At 40.0% G+C, this 17,759-nt stretch carries 15 protein-coding genes, 20 tRNA genes and 1 rRNA gene; 30 read left to right on the top strand and 6 right to left on the bottom strand.

The features are described 5' to 3' along the window. The first annotated feature begins 61 nt into the window (after positions 1-61). From MKY80_RS17915 to MKY80_RS17810, 22 genes are all read left to right on the top strand, one after another. The gene (locus MKY80_RS17915; RefSeq protein WP_239355512.1) at positions 62-1,132 is read left to right on the top strand and encodes an IscS subfamily cysteine desulfurase; all 1,071 of its coding nucleotides are present in this window, start codon (positions 62-64) and stop codon (positions 1,130-1,132) included. A gap of 248 nt (positions 1,133-1,380) precedes the next feature. Continuing rightward, positions 1,381-1,496, top strand: a 5S ribosomal RNA gene (gene rrf, locus MKY80_RS17910). Positions 1,497-1,506: 10 nt separating this feature from the next. Next, positions 1,507-1,579: transfer RNA gene (locus tag MKY80_RS17905), tRNA-Val, on the top strand. 6 nt (positions 1,580-1,585) lie between these two features. Beyond that, positions 1,586-1,661: transfer RNA gene (locus tag MKY80_RS17900), tRNA-Thr, on the top strand. Positions 1,662-1,669: 8 nt separating this feature from the next. Further along, positions 1,670-1,745 (top strand) — tRNA-Lys (locus tag MKY80_RS17895). Positions 1,746-1,768: 23 nt separating this feature from the next. Beyond that, positions 1,769-1,853, top strand: a tRNA-Leu gene (locus tag MKY80_RS17890). A gap of 36 nt (positions 1,854-1,889) precedes the next feature. Beyond that, positions 1,890-1,964: transfer RNA gene (locus MKY80_RS17885), tRNA-Gly, on the top strand. 5 nt (positions 1,965-1,969) lie between these two features. Then, positions 1,970-2,058: transfer RNA gene (locus MKY80_RS17880), tRNA-Leu, on the top strand. Positions 2,059-2,066: 8 nt separating this feature from the next. After that, positions 2,067-2,143: transfer RNA gene (locus MKY80_RS17875), tRNA-Arg, on the top strand. A 9-nt stretch (positions 2,144-2,152) separates the two neighbouring features. Continuing rightward, a tRNA-Pro gene (locus MKY80_RS17870) sits at positions 2,153-2,229 on the top strand. 17 nt (positions 2,230-2,246) lie between these two features. Beyond that, positions 2,247-2,322, top strand: a tRNA-Ala gene (locus MKY80_RS17865). Positions 2,323-2,348: 26 nt separating this feature from the next. Continuing rightward, positions 2,349-2,422, top strand: a tRNA-Met gene (locus MKY80_RS17860). A gap of 6 nt (positions 2,423-2,428) precedes the next feature. Beyond that, a tRNA-Ile gene (locus tag MKY80_RS17855) sits at positions 2,429-2,502 on the top strand. Between the two features lie 18 nt (positions 2,503-2,520). Further along, positions 2,521-2,613: transfer RNA gene (locus MKY80_RS17850), tRNA-Ser, on the top strand. A gap of 50 nt (positions 2,614-2,663) precedes the next feature. After that, positions 2,664-2,738 (top strand) — tRNA-Met (locus MKY80_RS17845). A 3-nt stretch (positions 2,739-2,741) separates the two neighbouring features. Further along, a tRNA-Asp gene (locus MKY80_RS17840) sits at positions 2,742-2,817 on the top strand. 53 nt (positions 2,818-2,870) lie between these two features. Beyond that, positions 2,871-2,946: transfer RNA gene (locus MKY80_RS17835), tRNA-Phe, on the top strand. A gap of 5 nt (positions 2,947-2,951) precedes the next feature. Beyond that, a tRNA-Gly gene (locus tag MKY80_RS17830) sits at positions 2,952-3,025 on the top strand. 1 nt (position 3,026) lies between these two features. Then, positions 3,027-3,100 (top strand) — tRNA-Ile (locus MKY80_RS17825). An 8-nt stretch (positions 3,101-3,108) separates the two neighbouring features. Further along, positions 3,109-3,185, top strand: a tRNA-Asn gene (locus MKY80_RS17820). Between the two features lie 11 nt (positions 3,186-3,196). Beyond that, positions 3,197-3,287 (top strand) — tRNA-Ser (locus MKY80_RS17815). 2 nt (positions 3,288-3,289) lie between these two features. After that, a tRNA-Glu gene (locus MKY80_RS17810) sits at positions 3,290-3,361 on the top strand. A gap of 120 nt (positions 3,362-3,481) precedes the next feature. Here MKY80_RS17810 and MKY80_RS17805 read toward each other — a convergent pair. Genes MKY80_RS17805 through MKY80_RS17795 form a run of 3 tightly spaced genes read right to left on the bottom strand, consistent with a single transcriptional unit; the run spans position 3,482 to position 6,351 of the window. Beyond that, positions 3,482-4,279: an ABC transporter ATP-binding protein gene (locus MKY80_RS17805; RefSeq protein ID WP_008180325.1), complete on the bottom strand. Its 798-nt coding sequence runs from the start codon at positions 4,277-4,279 to the stop codon at positions 3,482-3,484. A gap of 15 nt (positions 4,280-4,294) precedes the next feature. Then, positions 4,295-5,350: an iron ABC transporter permease gene (locus MKY80_RS17800; RefSeq protein WP_008180327.1), complete on the bottom strand. Its 1,056-nt coding sequence runs from the start codon at positions 5,348-5,350 to the stop codon at positions 4,295-4,297. Further along, a complete protein-coding gene (locus MKY80_RS17795) occupies positions 5,350-6,351 on the bottom strand; it encodes an iron ABC transporter permease (RefSeq protein WP_089985571.1) in 1,002 nt (333 codons plus the stop codon). Before MKY80_RS17795 ends, MKY80_RS17800 begins: the two co-directional genes overlap by 1 nt. A 161-nt stretch (positions 6,352-6,512) precedes the next feature. Between MKY80_RS17795 and MKY80_RS17790 the strand changes: the two genes are divergently transcribed. Further along, a complete protein-coding gene (locus MKY80_RS17790) occupies positions 6,513-7,493 on the top strand; it encodes an iron-siderophore ABC transporter substrate-binding protein (RefSeq protein WP_258955058.1) in 981 nt (326 codons plus the stop codon). A 118-nt stretch (positions 7,494-7,611) separates the two neighbouring features. Next, entirely contained in the window at positions 7,612-8,820 is a 1,209-nt protein-coding gene (locus MKY80_RS17785; protein WP_008180332.1) for a diaminopropionate ammonia-lyase, read from the top strand. Positions 8,821-8,872: 52 nt separating this feature from the next. Here MKY80_RS17785 and MKY80_RS17780 read toward each other — a convergent pair whose 3' ends face one another. Beyond that, entirely contained in the window at positions 8,873-9,844 is a 972-nt protein-coding gene (locus tag MKY80_RS17780) for a trypsin-like peptidase domain-containing protein (protein WP_342533073.1), read from the bottom strand. A 96-nt stretch (positions 9,845-9,940) separates the two neighbouring features. Next, complete coding sequence (locus tag MKY80_RS17775; protein WP_342530510.1) at positions 9,941-10,186, bottom strand: zinc-ribbon domain-containing protein; 246 nt, start codon at positions 10,184-10,186, stop codon at positions 9,941-9,943. Between the two features lie 176 nt (positions 10,187-10,362). Here MKY80_RS17775 and MKY80_RS17770 point away from each other — a divergent pair, with 176 nt between their 5' ends. From MKY80_RS17770 to MKY80_RS17760, 3 genes are all read left to right on the top strand, one after another. Further along, positions 10,363-11,124: a MerR family transcriptional regulator gene (locus MKY80_RS17770; RefSeq protein WP_342530508.1), complete on the top strand. Its 762-nt coding sequence runs from the start codon at positions 10,363-10,365 to the stop codon at positions 11,122-11,124. Positions 11,125-11,197: 73 nt separating this feature from the next. Continuing rightward, the gene (locus tag MKY80_RS17765; protein ID WP_008180337.1) at positions 11,198-11,650 is read left to right on the top strand and encodes a TraR/DksA C4-type zinc finger protein; all 453 of its coding nucleotides are present in this window, start codon (positions 11,198-11,200) and stop codon (positions 11,648-11,650) included. A 45-nt stretch (positions 11,651-11,695) separates the two neighbouring features. Further along, positions 11,696-12,625: a dipeptidase gene (locus MKY80_RS17760; protein WP_239354778.1), complete on the top strand. Its 930-nt coding sequence runs from the start codon at positions 11,696-11,698 to the stop codon at positions 12,623-12,625. A 14-nt stretch (positions 12,626-12,639) separates the two neighbouring features. Here MKY80_RS17760 and MKY80_RS17755 read toward each other — a convergent pair whose 3' ends face one another. Beyond that, a complete protein-coding gene (locus MKY80_RS17755; protein WP_008180339.1) occupies positions 12,640-13,557 on the bottom strand; it encodes a 1,4-dihydroxy-2-naphthoate polyprenyltransferase in 918 nt (305 codons plus the stop codon). 248 nt (positions 13,558-13,805) lie between these two features. On the opposite strand from MKY80_RS17755, the gene MKY80_RS17750 reads away from it, so the two are divergent. From MKY80_RS17750 to menH, 3 genes are read left to right on the top strand one after another with little or no spacing between them, the layout of a single operon-like run. After that, positions 13,806-15,191 (top strand): isochorismate synthase, encoded by a 1,386-nt coding sequence (locus tag MKY80_RS17750; RefSeq protein WP_089985579.1) that lies wholly within the window; start codon positions 13,806-13,808, stop codon positions 15,189-15,191. Continuing rightward, positions 15,184-16,899, top strand: a complete 1,716-nt coding sequence (menD, locus tag MKY80_RS17745; protein ID WP_090003235.1) for a 2-succinyl-5-enolpyruvyl-6-hydroxy-3-cyclohexene-1-carboxylic-acid synthase — start codon at positions 15,184-15,186, stop codon at positions 16,897-16,899. The genes MKY80_RS17750 and menD overlap by 8 nt, the downstream gene beginning before the upstream one ends. Then, positions 16,896-17,705 carry a 2-succinyl-6-hydroxy-2,4-cyclohexadiene-1-carboxylate synthase gene (gene menH, locus MKY80_RS17740; protein WP_342530501.1) on the top strand — a complete coding sequence of 270 codons (810 nt, stop codon included), beginning with the start codon at positions 16,896-16,898 and terminating at the stop codon, positions 17,703-17,705. Before menD ends, menH begins: the two co-directional genes overlap by 4 nt. Positions 17,706-17,759: the final 54 nt, after the last annotated feature.

The raw sequence follows: 17,759 nt of genomic DNA, 5'->3' as shown, positions 1-17,759 counted from the left end.
ACATAAAATAAAAAAGAAAACAAGACCTGTTGAACGAGAGAGGAAGAATACGATGATCTACATGGATTACGCAGCAACAACACCAATGACGAAGAAGGCGCTTGAAGCATATGTAGAGGTGGCACAGCGTTATTATGGAAATAGCTCAAGTCTCCATGATTTAGGGGGACAAGCGTATTATTTTATCCAGCAATCAAGAGAAATTATAGCCAATGAACTTGGTGTCAATAGTGATGGCGTTATCTTTACTGGAAGCGGAACGGAAGGAAACATTATGGCCATTTTGTCATTAGCATTTGCCTCTAAAAAAGGAAAACATATTATTTCATCACAAGCTGAACATACGTCTGTACATGCAGCTTTGAATACATTGGAGAAAATGGGTTTTGAGGTGACAAAATTACCGTTGCAAAAGGATGGTTGTATTGACTCAGAACAACTACTACTCGCTATTCGAAAAGATACAGCATTAATTTCCATTCAACATGTAAATTCAGAAATTGGTTCTATTCAACCTGTGGAAAAAATAATTGAAGCGGCAAAAGAAGCCGCTGTTTACTGTCATATTGATTGTGTACAATCCTTTGGGAAATTAACTATACCAAGAGGAGGAGACGCTATGACAATTTCAGCACATAAAATAGGAGGACCTAAGGGCTGCGGCGCTGTTTATATAAACCCTGCAATTCGTGTTCCAGCACTGACACCAGGCGTAACTCATGAAAGAGGATTAAGAGGGGGAACTTTAGATACACCTGCCATTGTTTCCTTTGCGGCAGCGGTTGAAAATAATAGTTATGAAAGACAGCATTACGAGGAATTAAGAAGATATTTTAAAAGTCGTCTACCAAAAACAGTTCGACTAATAGAGTGTAAGCAGCAATTGCCAAATATTTGTGGTGTCATGATGAGTAAAGTGGAGGGGCAATATGTATTATTAAAATTAAACGAGGCAGGGATCAGTATATCAACGGGAAGTGCGTGTGATATTCATAGCGAATCTGGAACAAAAGCCATTTTATCTATGAATTATTCAATGGAAACGGCACGGCAATTCTTTAGAATATCTTTCGGAGATTCAACAACATTTAAAGAAATTGATAGATTGACTATGGAACTTGCTACTATTTAGTAGCAAGTTTTAAGCAAGATCATAAGCTGAAAATATATAGATGAAAAATAATTGTTTTCTTTTGAAACAACTATTGATATAATATTTTGCAGGGCAATATTTTCTCTTTCTTAACAAAAATATCTTTTAAAAGTAATAATTTCTTTTTTTTATAAAAAAGTATTGCACAATATGAGAAAACGTTATACAATAATTCTTGTCTTGAAGGACAGGTAAACAACTTCAAAACAAGATACATAATAAAGTAGTCTAGTGATGATGGCAAAGAGGTCACACCCGTTCCCATACCGAACACGGAAGTTAAGCTCTTTAGCGCCGATGGTAGTTGGGGGCTTCCCCCTGTGAGAGTAGGACGTCGCTAGGCATAATACCCAGGAGGATTAGCTCAGCTGGGAGAGCATCTGCCTTACAAGCAGAGGGTCGGCGGTTCGAGCCCGTCATCCTCCATCATTTGCCGGTTTAGCTCAGCAGGTAGAGCAACTGACTTGTAATCAGTAGGTCGTGGGTTCGATTCCTATAGCCGGCACCATTTCAGACGAGCCATTAGCTCAGTTGGTAGAGCATCTGACTTTTAATCAGAGGGTCGAAGGTTCGAGTCCTTCATGGCTCACCATTTATAAGTACCAACCATATTAAGCGGGTGTGGCGGAATTGGCAGACGCACTAGACTTAGGATCTAGCGCCGCAAGGCGTGGGGGTTCGACTCCCTTCACCCGCACCATTTTTCAATATGCCAGATAAAAAAACTTATGCACATGCGGAAGTAGTTCAGTGGTAGAACACCACCTTGCCAAGGTGGGGGTCGCGAGTTCGAACCTCGTCTTCCGCTCCAAATGTGCCGGGGTGGCGGAACTGGCAGACGCACAGGACTTAAAATCCTGCGGTAGGTGACTACCGTACCGGTTCGATTCCGGTCCTCGGCACCATTTTATATGCGCCCGTAGCTCAATTGGATAGAGCGTCTGACTACGGATCAGAAGGTTATGGGTTCGACTCCTGTCGGGCGCGCCATAAGAACAACGGGAAGTAGCTCAGCTTGGTAGAGCACTTGGTTTGGGACCAAGGGGTCGCAGGTTCGAATCCTGTCTTCCCGACCATTTCCAAAAAATATTATGGGGCCTTAGCTCAGCTGGGAGAGCGCCTGCCTTGCACGCAGGAGGTCAGCGGTTCGATCCCGCTAGGCTCCACCATAGTAATTAACCAGTATAAAGATCCTGGCGGCGTAGCTCAGCTGGCTAGAGCGTACGGTTCATACCCGTAAGGTCGGGGGTTCGATCCCCTCTGCCGCCATCTTAAGGACCTTTAGCTCAGTTGGTTAGAGCAGACGGCTCATAACCGTCCGGTCGCAGGTTCGAGTCCTGCAAGGTCCATCATTTATATATTATTACGGAGGTATACCCAAGTCTGGCTGAAGGGATCGGTCTTGAAAACCGACAGGCGGGTAACACCGCGCGGGGGTTCGAATCCCTCTACCTCCTCCAGTTTTATTCATAAATGGTGCTTTAAAAACTCGAAAAGACAATAAGATTATCGCGGGGTGGAGCAGTGGTAGCTCGTCGGGCTCATAACCCGAAGGTCGTTGGTTCAAATCCGGCCCCCGCAACCAAATGGTCCCGTGGTGTAGCGGTTAACATGCCTGCCTGTCACGCAGGAGATCGCCGGTTCGATCCCGGTCGGGACCGCCATTTTTTTATAGACATGAGAAGCAAAAAGTGAGCAAGCTTAGCATGGACGAAATGGGTCAGTAGCTCAGTTGGTAGAGCATTAGATTGAAGCTCTAAGTGTCGGCGGTTCGATTCCGTCCTGACCCACCATTTATGCGGGTGTAGTTTAATGGTAAAACCTCAGCCTTCCAAGCTGATGTCGTGAGTTCGATTCTCATCACCCGCTCCAAGGGCCTATAGCTCAGCTGGTTAGAGCGCACGCCTGATAAGCGTGAGGTCGATGGTTCGAGTCCATTTAGGCCCATTATTTATTCCGAAGTAGCTCAGTTGGTAGTAGCACCTGACTGTTAATCAGGTTGTCGCAGGTTCGAGTCCTGCCTTCGGAGCCATTTTTTTGTGTGGGGAAGTACTCAAGAGGCTGAAGAGGCGCCCCTGCTAAGGGTGTAGGTCGGGTAACCGGCGCGAGGGTTCAAATCCCTCCTTCTCCGCCATTGGCCCGTTGGTCAAGTGGTTAAGACACCGCCCTTTCACGGCGGTAACACGGGTTCGAATCCCGTACGGGTCATACTAAGTGCAGTAGATGAATTTACATCTACTGCACTTTTTTTATGAACGGAAAAGAACAGGTAACAAGAAAGCCTTCGCCAGATAATCAATCGGCGAAGGCTTGTTGTTTTTTGAAGACTTACGTAATATTTCGTCCTTTACCATAAGGAATACATAAAGGTGTTCCAAAGATTGGATCTGATGTCATTTGACATTCAAGATCAAATACATGGCTAACTAATTCTGTCGTCATGATCTCTTCAGGCTTACCTTGGCGATAAACTCCTCGATCACGTACAGTAATGATATGATCGGCATAACGACAAGCGAGGTTTATATCATGTAAGACCATAATAATTGTTCGCTTTTGCTGTTGATTTAATTCAAATAATAAATCTAACACTTCTATTTGATGAGTTAGATCTAAATAGGTTGTAGGCTCATCTAAAAGAATAATATCTGTATCTTGAGCAAGTGTCATAGCAATCCATGCACGTTGACGTTGCCCACCTGATAGCTCATCCACTGGTCTATCTCGTAATTGCTCCGTACCTGTTGCTTTTAAGGCATTCATCACAATTTCCTCGTCCTTCTCCGTCCATTGCTGGCGCCAACTTTGATAAGGAAATCGTCCTTGTTTAACGAGCTGTAGAACCGTTAAGCCTTCTGGTGCTACTGGTGATTGAGGAAGTATAGAAAGGTTTTTAGCTACTTGCTTTGTAGATAGTTTAAAAATATCTTCGCCATCTAATAACACAGATCCCTTTTTGGGCTTTAATAATCGAGCAATAGAGCGTAAAAGTGTAGATTTGCCACAGCCGTTCGCTCCAATTAAGACAGTAATTTCATTCAAAGGGATAGATAAATTGAGATCTTCGATAATATTGGAATCACCATAACTTAATGTTAGGGATTTAGTTAATAAGGATTCAGTCATGATGTATGAACTCCTTTATTTATTAGGATTTCTAAATAATAAATAGATAAAATAAGGAGCACCGATGGCAGCAGTAAAGACACCAGCTGGCACTTCTAAAGGGCTAAACGCAGTACGACCGATAATATCCGCAACCATTACGAGCAATGCTCCAATGGCTGCGGATGTTGGCACAAGTACTCCGAATGATGAACCAACGATACGACGTGCGATATGAGGGGCCATCAACCCTACAAATCCAATTGCCCCCGCAAAGGAAATGGCACTTGCTACTAAGCAGCAACATAACAGAATTAAATATAGACGAGTTTTTTGAACGGATTGTCCTAATCCTGCCGCTGTATCATCACCTAATTCTTGTACATTTAACTGACGTGTAGTAAAGAACGTGACAAGTAGGAGTACTAGTATTAAGGGCACAACGATTTGAACTTGATCCCAGTCTGCGCTTTTGACGCTCCCAGTAATCCACTTATTTGCTTCACTTGCTTGATAGATAGGACCAATAATCATTAGCATGGTCGTAATGGCTTGCATCAATGCGGATACACTAATACCGATTAAAACAAGACGATTTGGCGTAACACCATCTTTCCATGCAAATAGGTAAACCAAACACCCAACTACAGTAGCACCAATAAAACCTGCTAATGGCATCCATTCTATACTGACTGTTAAAGAGTGATTAGAATCACTGAAAATGGCTAAGAAACCAACAACAGCTGCACCGCCCCCAGCAGATATTCCAATAATATCAGGAGAGGCCAGTGGATTTTTAATGATTCCTTGTAAAACAGCACCTGCTACAGCTAGCGCCATACCAGTAAACATAGCCATAAAAATTCGGGGCATTCGAAAATCAATAATGATCAACTGATCAAAATCAGAGCCTTGGCCGAAGAGAGTTTGTACAACTTTAATAGGACTAATAAAAGAATCACCGAATGATGCGCTAAGAAAGAAAACCGCTAGTGTTAGAAAGCTAATCACCAGTAATTTTTTCATAGCTTGTACATCTAATAAAAATGATATTTTTTTCTGAAATAAACGGACTGTTCGTATGTTTTTCATTATTTTTTTCCACCTTTTCGCGCAAGGTAAATAAAGAATGGCGCGCCAATCATTGCGGTCATGACTCCGACTGGTACTTCTTGTGGCATGATGATATATCGGGCTGCGACATCCGCTAACAATAATAAAATGCCTCCAAGTAAGGCAGCCATAGGAATAAGCCATCGATGATCTGTGCCGACAAACTTACGCGCAAAATGGGGAACTACAATGCCAATAAAACCGATGGGGCCAGCGATAGCAACAGCACCCCCTGCTAAAAAAATAACAATCAAACCTACAATTATTTTCATTAACCCTATACGTAATCCTAGTCCTCTTGCCACATCATCTCCTAGCGCAAGAGTATTCATTTTAGGGGAAATGATTAGAGCAGCTATCCACCCGATGATTAAATATGGGAGAACTGAGATCAGAATTTCGAGTTTACGCCCTTGGACAGAGCCAGCTAGCCAAAACAATACTTGCTCAAGTTCTGCTTCATTTGTAGCGAGTAACCCTTGTGTAAATGATGCAAAAAGTGCACTAATGGCAGCGCCTGCTAAAGTAATTTTTACGGGTGTTACGGCATCTCTTCCGGAGAAACTGATTGCATAAACAGCTAGTGCCGCGATGGCAGCACCTAGAAAGGCGATCCATGCAAATGATTGTAAACCTGAAATATGGAAAAAAATCATGGCAAAGACAACGGCAAATCCTGCTCCAGCATTTATCCCTAATATTCCAGGAGAAGCTAAAGGATTTTTCGTTAAAGTTTGCATAAGCACACCCGTAATCGCTAACGATGCTCCAACACAACTGGCTATAAGTGCTCTTGGAATACGAACATTTTGAATAATGATATGCTCATTTGAATGGTTAAAATGAAAAAAAGATTCAAGGGTAGTTTGGATAGAAGTATTTGCATAGCCATAGACAATACTAATGCCCATGCAAAGAAGTAGTAGCAAAACCCCTACGATTAAAGTCAACGTTTTAGAATAATTATTTTTTAAAATCATGTTTAAACTATACTCTTTTCTTTCATAATTATTAAAATATGTATTGACACTGATAAGCTCATACAATAAGATTAGTAACGTTCTAAGAGACAAATGAAACTGATTTTCATTCTCGTCAATTATGCTTAAACATTTTATCATATACAATGGGGGAAGAAAAGGTGCAAAAAGGATTTCAAAAACTCTTAGTTTTGCTAGCTATTGTTGCTATTTTTGTTTTGGCAGCATGCGGTAATTCTAACGATGATAAGAAAGAAGAAAGTTCAAAAGAAAGCAATGCTTACAGTGTAGAACATGCTATGGGAACAACTGAAGTAAAAGACACACCAAAACGCATTGTTGTTTTAACAAATGAAGGAACAGAGGCACTTTTAGCGTTAGGCATTAAGCCAGTTGGTGCGGTACAATCATGGACAGGTGATCCGTGGTATGATCATATTAAGGATCAGATGGAAGGTGTCGAAGTAGTCGGCATTGAACATGAAATTAATTTAGAAAAAATTGCTTCATTAAAACCAGATTTAATCATTGGTAATAAATTACGACAAGAAAAAGATTATGCGAAACTTAGCAAAATTGCTCCAACCGTGTTCTCTGAAACATTACGTGGTGATTGGAAAGAGAACTTTCAGTTATACGCAAAAGCAGTAAATCAAGAAACAAAAGGTAAAGAAGTGTTAACAGCTTACGATGATAAGCTACAAGCGTTAAAAGAAAAACTTGGTGATCAAACAAACCAAGAAGTTTCATTTGTCCGCTTTATGGCAGATAAATCTCGTATCTATTACACAGATTCATTCTCAGGTATTATTTTTGATGCTTTAGGATTTAAACGTGTTCCGGCGCAAGCAGATTTATTTAAAGATAATGCAAAGCTAGGAAACTTAGCTGTAGAGGTAGGGAAAGAAGTAATTCCTCAAATGGATGGGGATGTTATTTTCTACTTCACATACATGCCAACTGGTGATGATTCAGCATTAGCAACTGAACAAGAGTGGACACAAGATCCTCTTTGGAAAAACCTTTCTGCTGTTCAAAAAGGCAATGCACATAAAGTAGATGATGTCATTTGGAATACAGCTGGAGGAATTCTAGCTGCTGATATTATGCTAGATCAAGTAGAAGAAATCTTTACGAAATAATTAATGGATAAGCTATACATTCATCGAAATAAGATGAGTGTATAGTTTTTTTATTTCCGTAAGAGCATTTTGTATTTTTTAGCGAGATAGACTAAGATGTGGGAGAGGGGGGATAGATTTGAGTGAAAAATTAAAATGGGTTCCTAATCAACATTATGTAGGGCAAGATAATGACGAACAAATAACAGCCTTACTTTCGAATTTTACTCTAGAACAAGTAAAGAAAGTTAGTCAATTCCAACGTACATATGAGAAGTTTGAAAAGACACCACTCCATCATTTAGCATCATTGGCTTCCTATATGGATGTAGAAAAAATCTGGATAAAAGATGAATCGTTTCGATTTGGTTTGAATGCCTTTAAAGTACTAGGAGGCGTTTATGCTATCGCACAATATGTTGCCAATATGCTCAATAAAGATATTGAAGATCTTTCCTATGAACAATTAAAGTCATCAGAACTAAAAGATCAGTTGGGTGAGTTAACGTTTATTTCAACAACTGATGGGAACCATGGTCGAGGGGTAGCTTGGGCAGCTCGAGAGCTAGGTTTTCAAGCACGAATCTATATGCCTGCTGGTAGCGCTAAGGAACGATTACAAAACATTATCAATGAGGGAGCCTATGCTGAAATCACCGCAATGAATTATGATGATACTGTTCGTTATACTTCTCAGCTAGCTGAAGAACATGGTTGGGTTTTAATTCAGGATACAATGTGGGATGGCTATGAGAAAATCCCATTATGGATTATGCAGGGCTATACAACTCTAATACAAGAGGTTGTTGAAGAGATAGAACAAGCACCGACTCATGTGTTTTTACAGGCTGGAGTAGGGTCTTTTGCAGCAGCAGTAGTTGCCTTTTTAAGACAATACTATGAGCAGGAAATGACTATTGTTTTAGTGGAGCCACATGTAGCTAATTGTTATTATAAAAGCTTTAAAGCGGGTACCAATGAATTTGTAACTGTTGGCGGCGACATGCAAACGATAATGGCAGGGCTTGCGTGTGGTGAACCGAATCCTCAGGCGTGGAAACTGTTAAAAGCCTATACGAAAATAAGCATTAGCTGTGGGGAAGAAGTAGCAGCAACAGGAATGCGTATCCTTGGTAATCCATTGAACACTGATACACGCATTGTAGCAGGAGAATCGGGAGCAGCTCCATTTGGTTGTTTTTATGAAATCATAACAAATGATCGTTACAGACAATTAAAAGATACGTTACAGTTAAATAGAGATGCGAGAGTATTATTAATTAATACAGAGGGTGACACGGATAAAGAAAATTATCGACAAATAGTGTGGCATGGAAAATATCAATAGCAATTTAGACGAAAGCCATCGAGAAGTTACTCTCGATGGCTTTCAGACGTTATTAGTGAATTTTAATAGCGGCAATTTTATAAGCACCATATTCATCTGTGATTACAGTATACGTCTTATACCGATTGTAAAATTGATAATTACCTTGGGCATCATAGAAATCAAAGGTTTCATTCATATCAACATAGTATTGGCCACTCGAATATTGTACATCAAGCACTTCATTGTTTGTAAAATAGAAGTAATTGCCCTGATACGCAATTTCATTTATATATTTTTCTAGTTCTTTATAAGCAGAACTACTAGGTGCAAGCATATCGGCAATCCAATAAAAATCACCCTCATTAAGGGCCATTTCATAGTATAGGCGGAATGCCTGCACGAATTGCCCTGCTAACAAATTTTCTGCTTCAGTAGTAGTTTCTGTATGACTAGCAGGTTGTTGACTGCTATCGTATAGATTAGCAACAGAACGAACCTCATTTGCAGAAAGAGGCTGAGCAATCCATCCATCAAATTGGTCTACCATACTGTAAAGAGGGATAGAGAAGGCGAAGTGTGTGCTTGTTTCGGTTGTGTAAAGTAGGGAGTTAATCCCAATTACATTTCCTGTATTAACATCCACCAAAGGACCGCCACTACTACCTTTATCAATTTGTGCATCGACCTGATATATTTGTTTGTATATAAAATTTTCAAGCTTCATATCCCGTTTATTGCCTGTTATATAGCCAATGGAGGCTGAATTTTCAAAGCCTTGTGGACTTCCAAAGGCAATGACTTCTAAGCCAATAGGTGATTCTGATGTTTCAATATCTAGTGGTGCTGTCTCTTGATAGCTAGGAACATGTATTAAAACTATATCATAACGATCAGATATACCGACTACTGTACCAGGTGATTCTTGACCCATAGAATTTCGAACCATTACTTCGACTTCACCTTGGACAACATGCGCATTAGTAATAACATACCCCCCTTTTTTATAGAGGAAGCCGGAACCTTGCGCATTGTTAGTTAGAATGGTGAATACCTTTTGCTGAATCTCCTTTATAAGAGTGACACGATCAACCTGCTGTGCATGAGCTTCTTGCTTTTTCGTCAGTTCCTCAGAGGAAACTTACTTTGTCTCTAAATTCTGATTGTCATTTATTTCCGAGTAAGTGGCTGAATTACTTTTTTTATTGGAGAAGAAATCCCAATAGGCATAGCCCAACCCACCAATTGCAATGAAACAGACGGACAATACGATAATGGCCCATGTTGGGATACCCTGTTTTGAGGGTGTATTTGTCAATTTAGTACCACAACCCGAGCAAAATTTACTGTCATTTAGATTCTCATGCTGACAATTTGGACATTTCATCCTATTACCCTCCTGTGAAATATTTACTATTTATATCGGTTGGAAAATATAGTTTTATAGGTAGTTATGGAATTATATGAACGGAGAGGATGATTATAGGAAGAGGAAAAATTTATTTTTCCTATTGACCTTAACGTTGCGTCAAAGTTTACAGTAGCAGTAATGGAGGTGAAAACATGGAATATACAATTCAAGAACTTGCCCAATTGTCTGGTGTAAGCACGAGAACTCTGCGTTATTATGATGAAATTGGGCTACTGAAACCAGCTAGAACCAATGAGGCGGGCTATCGATTTTACGGTCAATCGGAAGTCGATTTGCTGCAGCAGATTTTATTTTACCGAGCATTGGATATGAAGCTAGCAACTATTCAGGATATTATTCAAGCTCCTCATTTTCAACATTCCGAGGCGCTAAAGTCACATAAAGCTGCTCTGCTTAAACGAAAAGAACAGCTTGAGACGATCTTACAGACGGTAGAAAAAACGATATTATCAATTGAGGGGGAAAGACCTATGTCAAATGAAGAAAAATTTAATGGATTTAAAGAAAAGCTAATCGAGGATAATGAAAATAAATATGGTCAAGAAATTCGTGCCAAATATGGAGATAAAACGGTAGATGCTTCCAATGCTAAGCTTATGAATATGACAGAGGAACAATTTCAGGCAATGCAGCAATTGGAGCAGCAAATGTTTGAACGTTTAACAGAGGCAATGGGGTTGGGAGACGCAACAAGTGATATTGCAATGGAAGTCGCAGAGCTCCATAAACGATGGTTGAGCTTTTCATGGAAAGAATATTCTAAAGAGGCACATGTAGGACTCGCTCAAATGTATATAGCAGATGAACGTTTCACCGCTTATTACGACGAGCGTAGTGTAGTGGGAGCTGCACAGTTTTTACACGATGCAATCGTAGCTTATACGAGTAAATAAATAAACCTTCCTTATGCTGATGTTTTAGAAACAATAAATTAGGAAAAAATGAAAGCATAAGGAGGAGATTTTTTTGGATCAACAAGTTATGCAAAAATTAAAAAGACAATTGGAGCAAGAATTACAAGAAATCGAAAAGCGAATAGATGAATCAGAGCGTCCCCAAGCGACAGAGCTATCTAATTATGATAATCATCCAGCTGATAATGCCAGTGATTTAACGGATCAGCTTACAGAAATGGCTATTGATGAGCATCGTGGCGACAATGCAGAGGAAATAAAAGAAGCTCTTCAAGCAATGGCTGACGGAACATATGGCGAATGTACTGTCTGTGGTAAAGAGATTCCAATTGGACGTTTAGAGGCTATGCCGCAAGCTCTGACATGTGTCGAGCATGCGGAAAAGAAAGAGGATAATTTACGACCAGTGGAGGAGGATGTGCTTTCTTCAACACCAAGATCGGATGATTTTATAGAGCTTGAAGAATTTGGTTCTTCTGATACACCACAGGATAAAAATCAGTAAGTATTTTCCTTACTAAAGCAGTATAATAGCTGTAGAGGTGAGAAGATGAACATTATTGATTTACATTGTGATGCACTTTTGAAATTAACAACGCTTGAAGCGGCTAGTTTTGCAGAGGATGTGCGTATACACGTCAATCAAAAAAGACTGCAGTTAGGGCAAATAAAAGCTCAAGTATTCGCCATCTTTATTGACCCAGCAATCCCTCAAAACCAACAATTTCTTGAAGTCATTCGCCAAATGGAAGCATTTCATACCCATGTTTTACAAACAGAGGGCATGGTGCATATTACAGATTGGGCACAGTTAGAGCAATTGGCTCCCCATGAAATAGGAGCTATCTTAAGCTTAGAAGGTTGCAGCGCAATTGGCGATGATTTAACAAAGCTAATTGCTGTACTTGATGCAGGTGTCAAATTAGTCGGTTTAACGTGGAATGAGGAAAATGCTGTTGCCCATGGAGCGGAACAAGATGCAAGTCTTGGATTGAAGCCATTTGGTAAAGAAGTCATTCAACTATTAAATGACCGTGATATTATTATTGATGTCTCCCATCTAAACGAACAAAGCTTTTGGGATGTGTTACCGTTAGCAAAGCATATTATTGCTAGTCATAGTAATGCACGAGCATTATGTGATCATCCCCGTAATTTAACAGATGCACAAGCGAAGGCCCTTGTAAAATATGGAGGGCATATCCATGTTGTTTATTATCCACTCTTTATTGGTGGTCAAGATGCAACGCTAGAACAATTGGTAAATCATATGGAGCATTTCGCCAATTTAGTAGGTGTCGAGCATATAGGGTTGGGCTCAGATTTTGATGGCATAGATGTGACCGTAAAAGGATTAGCTCATGCGGGAGAGGCTCAAAATTTATTAGAGGCATTACGAACTCGCTTTTCAGAGGAAGAGGTACATGGCATCGCTAGTCAAAATTTCATACGGTATGTAAAAAAAGCAGCAACCCGATAAGGCTGCCGCACTTTTTAAAAGAAATAATCAATTAATAAACCAATTCCTAATAGGAAGCCGAAGAATGTATTCGTTTGCGCTGTATATTTCATCGCAGGCATCACTTCTTTGGCTTCTTTTTTATCTCTGAATATTTGAATGGCACGCAATGGTTTAGGGATACTTAAGAAAATAATCAAAGCCCAAAAAGTAATGCCATCAATTGCAACAAGGGCGATCACCCATAAGTATGAAACGATAAAAAATCCTGATAGCACGGAGATTGCATTATCACGTCCTACCAAAATAGCCAATGTTTTGCGTCCACCTTCTGTATCGCCAACAATATCACGAATATTATTGGATAGCATAATAGCACCAACTAAAATCATACTTGGAACGGAAAGTAAGACGGCATCCAGTGTTACTGTAAGCGTTTGAATATAGAAAGCAATCAAAACGATTCCCATTCCCATTACTGCCCCAGAAACAATTTCTCCAAAAGGTGAATAGGCGATTGGATATGGCCCACCTGTATATAAGAAACCAATCAGCATACAAACTAGTCCGACAGCAGCTAACCACCAAGATGTGGAGGCACATATGTAAATGCCAAGTAGCATGGCAATAGCATAAAAGCTTAGCGCAATCATCATAATCGTTTTTGGTTGTACACCATGACGGACAATCGTTCCGCCAATTCCGACAGAATCCTCGTTATCTAATCCTAATTTGTAATCATAATATTCATTGAACATATTCGTTGCTGCTTGAATAAGCATACTTGCAATGAGCATAGCAAAAAATAGTCCAAAATCAATTGTTTCTTTTTCAATTGCTAGTGCAATTGCTGTTCCTAGGAATACTGGAACAAATGAAGCGGTTAAAGTATGTGGACGTGTTAAATGCCACCAAACTTTAAAACCCCTATCAGCTTCAATGACTTTGGTCATAAGGTCTTTCTCTCCTTCAAATGTTGTCGACTCTTCTTATTTTAAACGAAGATTGAGAAAATGGGTAGGTTCACAGCTTATTACATACTGTAAAATGAAAAAAAGTGATACAATAGAACATGCATTTATGAACTGAAAATAAAAATAGGGTGGATAGCAACAGTACGAATGACACGGTTGCCAGCCCATAAAATGATGTATTTTCGCCATCATTTATTATGTACACTGCAACAACGGAGGTAATTTTCATGCAACAGAAGTGGTACCAAGCCACAGAAGTAGAAGTGGACTCTTTGGGCCAAAGCCTTCATTTTTATATGGAAACAATGGAAGTGAGTCACCTATCTGCATTAGCATTTTATGCAGCAGGTGAAGAGTGCTATAAAGGTGAACGATTTTATTGGCAAAATAGAGAAAAAACAATGACATTAGTTGGGCTAGGACATGCCCATACCATTCAAAATAATAAAAAAAATGATCGTTTTGATGCTGTAGAAGCTGAATGGAAGAGTTTAACAAAGAACTGTCTGAAAGGACAAAGCGAGCTCCAACCTATTTTGTTTGGGGGCTTTACATTTGATCCACAAAATAATGTTGCTGGGGAATGGACGGGTTTTCCAGAGGCTTATTTTGCATTAGCGACTTTTCAGCTTGTCATACGAGATGATAAGGCATATGTGAGCATTCATCTTCTGACACAGGATCGGCATGGTGAGGCTCAGTTTGAGGCATTGAGAAAAGAGCGAGATCATTTAGTTCATGCCGCACAGGTTAAGGAAGTGAAAACGTATTCAAAGCCTGAAATATCAAGCTACTTTGAGCCTTATAAAGATCCTTATTTAGCTTCTATTGACCAAGTGACAGCTTTAATTAAGCAAAAGAAAGCGGATAAGGTTGTTATTGCACGATCACTTGCACTGCAATTTAAAGAGGAAGTAACTGCTCCACAAGTGCTGTCGCAAATTATCCATGAACAACCAGAAAGTTATTTATTCGGCTTAGAGCATGAAAATCTATTGTTCTTCGGAGCATCACCTGAGCGCCTTGTAAAAGTGGAGGATGGTCGAGCATTTTCTTCATGTGTTGCTGGTTCAATTAAGCGAGGAAAAACAGCAGAAGAAGACGAGGCTTATGGACAAAGCTTGTTACAGGATCCAAAAAACGGAGGGGAACACCAATATGTTGTCGATATGATTGCTGACACATTCCGTAAAAATTGTGTGGATATCACGCTTCCTGAAAGTCCACGTCTATTAAAAATAAGAGATATTCAACATTTATATACACCTGTCGAAGGTCAGCTCAATAAGGATGCTACGATATTACAGCTCACAAAAACTTTACATCCTACTCCAGCATTAGGAGGAGTACCACGTATGGAGGCTTTGGCAGCTATTCGTAAGTATGAACCGATGAATCGAGGCTTGTATGCTGCACCAATTGGCTGGTTAGATGCAGAGGGAAATGGAGAATTTGCAGTCGCGATACGGTCAGCGGCATTGCTTCATGATAAGGCTTATTTATATGCCGGTGGAGGTATTGTAGCAGATTCAGAACCACAATCTGAATATGATGAAACATTAGTAAAATTCCGTCCAATGCTTCGTGCGCTAGGAGGACAATTACATGAGTGAACGAAAAATTTTAACAGATTATGTTTATAAAATGGTCGCGTCGTTAGTACAAGTTGGGGTAGAAACTGTTGTCGTTAGTCCAGGCTCACGTTCAACACCTCTTGCCTACGCGGTCGCTTCTACAAAACAAATAAAAATGTATCGTCAAGTAGATGAGCGCTCAGCTGCTTTCTTTGCTTTAGGGCTTGCGAAAGCTACTGCTAAGCCTGTTGTTCTCTTATGTACATCCGGTACAGCAGCAGCAAACTACTTTCCTGCAATTGTTGAGGCAAACTATGCTCGTGTGCCGCTAATTGTCATCACAGCTGATCGACCACATGAACTACGAGAGGTAGGTGCACCGCAGGCAATTAATCAGCCTCATTTATATGGTTCACATGTGAAATGGAGTGTAGATTTTCCATTAGCAGATGGTGCTGCTCCTACATTGCCTTTTATCGAACGTCATATTGCACGAGCAGTAGCAATTGCTACCAGTGCGCCTTTTGGACCAGTGCATATGAATGTTCCTTTCCGAGAGCCTTTATTAATTGATTTACAGGATGAATTGCCAACTATGACATTTAAACATAGCAGCATGGGACAATTAATCCCAACAAGCGCTGCTATGCAGGAACTTTCCTCTATTTTAAAGTCGACTAAAAGAGGCTTTATTATTGTTGGAGAATTAGCACTTGGCACGGACCTAGCGTTTGTCTGGGAATTTGTACGTCAGTTGAAATGGCCAGTCCTAGTAGAAAGCTTGTCAAATATGCGTGCAGCTGTACCAGAGGATTGCTTACCATATCTCGTGACAACCTACGATGCCATTATGAAGAGTGAGGATTTTAAGGCACTTGTTCAGCCGGATACAGTTTTACGTATTGGGGCACAGCCTGTTTCAAAATTTATCATGCAATTTATTACAAAAACAGAGCCAAATGCTTATGTCATTATTGATGAAGATCCTATGTTTAGAGATGCTACTGGCGTATCTACACATTTTATTCATGCAAATATCGATCAATGGTTAACACAATTAGCCATTACTAACACTGCATTTGAGGAAGCATACTTAGCCGAATGGCAAAAAGCCAATCAGTTGGCTGCTACTTATATTGAACAGTATTCAGAGATAGAAAAAGATGAAGGTGCGATGGTCAGTCGTTTACTGAAAATGATTCCTGATGGTAGCGATATATTCGTTAGCAGTAGTATGCCAGTGCGTGATATTGATACATTTTTATTAGCAACACCGAAGGATATACGTTTCTTTGCGAATCGTGGGACGAATGGGATTGATGGAGTAGTATCTACAGCATTGGGCTTTAGTGAAGGAAATGACCGAGAAACCTATTTATTAATTGGTGATTTAGCCTTTCTACATGATGTGAATGGGCTGATTGCTTCTAGATACCAAGAATGTAACTTAACCATTATTGTGATGAATAATGATGGTGGAGGTATTTTTTCTTATTTACCTCAATCAACAGTAGAAGCCCATTACGAGGATCTTTTTGGCACACCGACGGCACTTGAATTTCATGATATTGCCCATATGTATAATATGGATTATATACGAGTAGATACTATCTCTGAATTATCAGAGAAGTTTTCATCAGACAAAAAACGGCCTTTACGCTTAATTGAAATATTTACAGATAGAGCAGAGAACGTTCAGGCTCATCGAGCGTTATGGAATCGTATTAATGCGGAGTTCAAAGCATGACGAGCTTATTAATCCGAGGACTTAAAACCCATGTGGACATATGGAATGAAAACTGTAGCTATACATTAGTTGCTTTACATGGATTTACGGGAAGCACTGCTACCTGGTACAATTTGGCACAATCCTTGCCGGATGTCCGTGTTATTGCGATTGATTTAATTGGGCATGGGCAAACAGCTACTCCAGAGCAAATTAAGCGTTTTTCAATGGAGGAACAATTACAGGACTTAGAGGAATTGTTTTGTCAGCTCCATATGGAGAAGTTTACATTGTTGGGCTATTCAATGGGAGGCAGAATTGCATTATCTTATGCCATTGCGTTTCCTGATCGTATTCAAAAGCTTATTTTAGAAAGTGCATCTCCCGGTTTACGAACAGTAGAAGAACGACGTGAACGTAGTGAGAGAGATGACATTTTAGCACAAAAAATCATCACTAATGGGTTAGTCTCTTTTGTGAATTCATGGGAGAATATACCGCTTTTTGCATCACAGCGTCATCTTCCTGCCACTGTGCGAAAGGCTATTCGTGCAGAAAGACTTTCACAGAGGGAAGAAGGATTGGCTGGTAGCTTAAGAGGGGTTGGAACAGGAACCCAGCCTTCGAATTGGCACCTCTTGGACCGACTAGAAATATCTGTACTCCTGATTACGGGTTCATTAGATGAGAAATTTTGTAAAATTGCACTAGAAATGAAAGCGCTATTAAAAACTGTTAGGCATATGACAGTAATTGATGCTGGACATGCAATTCATGTGGAAAATCCCGCTGAGTTTGCTACAATAGTAGAGGAGTATATAACGTAATATTATACTTGTTACGTTAGCGCCTCGATAATAACGAGACGAATTTAGAATATA

It is taken from the genome of Lysinibacillus sp. FSL R5-0849 (genome assembly GCF_038595075.1).
Lineage (GTDB): Bacteria > Bacillota > Bacilli > Bacillales_A > Planococcaceae > Lysinibacillus > Lysinibacillus fusiformis.
The sequence above is the reverse complement of the archived record's forward strand: the minus strand, read 5'-3'. Positions and strand labels throughout refer to the sequence as shown.

Excerpts from the sequence above, each read along its gene's own strand:
- MKY80_RS17915 (WP_239355512.1), top strand. The coding sequence starts at position 62 with ATGGATTACGCAGCAACAACACCAATGACGAAGAAGGCGCTTGAAGCA.
- MKY80_RS17805 (WP_008180325.1), bottom strand. The coding sequence starts at position 4,279 with ATGACTGAATCCTTATTAACTAAATCCCTAACATTAAGTTATGGTGAT.
- MKY80_RS17800 (WP_008180327.1), bottom strand. The coding sequence starts at position 5,350 with ATGAAAAACATACGAACAGTCCGTTTATTTCAGAAAAAAATATCATTT.
- MKY80_RS17795 (WP_089985571.1), bottom strand. The coding sequence starts at position 6,351 with ATGATTTTAAAAAATAATTATTCTAAAACGTTGACTTTAATCGTAGGG.
- MKY80_RS17775 (WP_342530510.1), bottom strand. The coding sequence starts at position 10,186 with ATGAAATGTCCAAATTGTCAGCATGAGAATCTAAATGACAGTAAATTT.
- MKY80_RS17770 (WP_342530508.1), top strand. The coding sequence starts at position 10,363 with ATGGAATATACAATTCAAGAACTTGCCCAATTGTCTGGTGTAAGCACG.
- MKY80_RS17760 (WP_239354778.1), top strand. The coding sequence starts at position 11,696 with ATGAACATTATTGATTTACATTGTGATGCACTTTTGAAATTAACAACG.
- MKY80_RS17755 (WP_008180339.1), bottom strand. The coding sequence starts at position 13,557 with ATGACCAAAGTCATTGAAGCTGATAGGGGTTTTAAAGTTTGGTGGCAT.
- MKY80_RS17750 (WP_089985579.1), top strand. The coding sequence starts at position 13,806 with ATGCAACAGAAGTGGTACCAAGCCACAGAAGTAGAAGTGGACTCTTTG.
- menD (WP_090003235.1), top strand. The coding sequence starts at position 15,184 with ATGAGTGAACGAAAAATTTTAACAGATTATGTTTATAAAATGGTCGCG.
- menH (WP_342530501.1), top strand. The coding sequence starts at position 16,896 with ATGACGAGCTTATTAATCCGAGGACTTAAAACCCATGTGGACATATGG.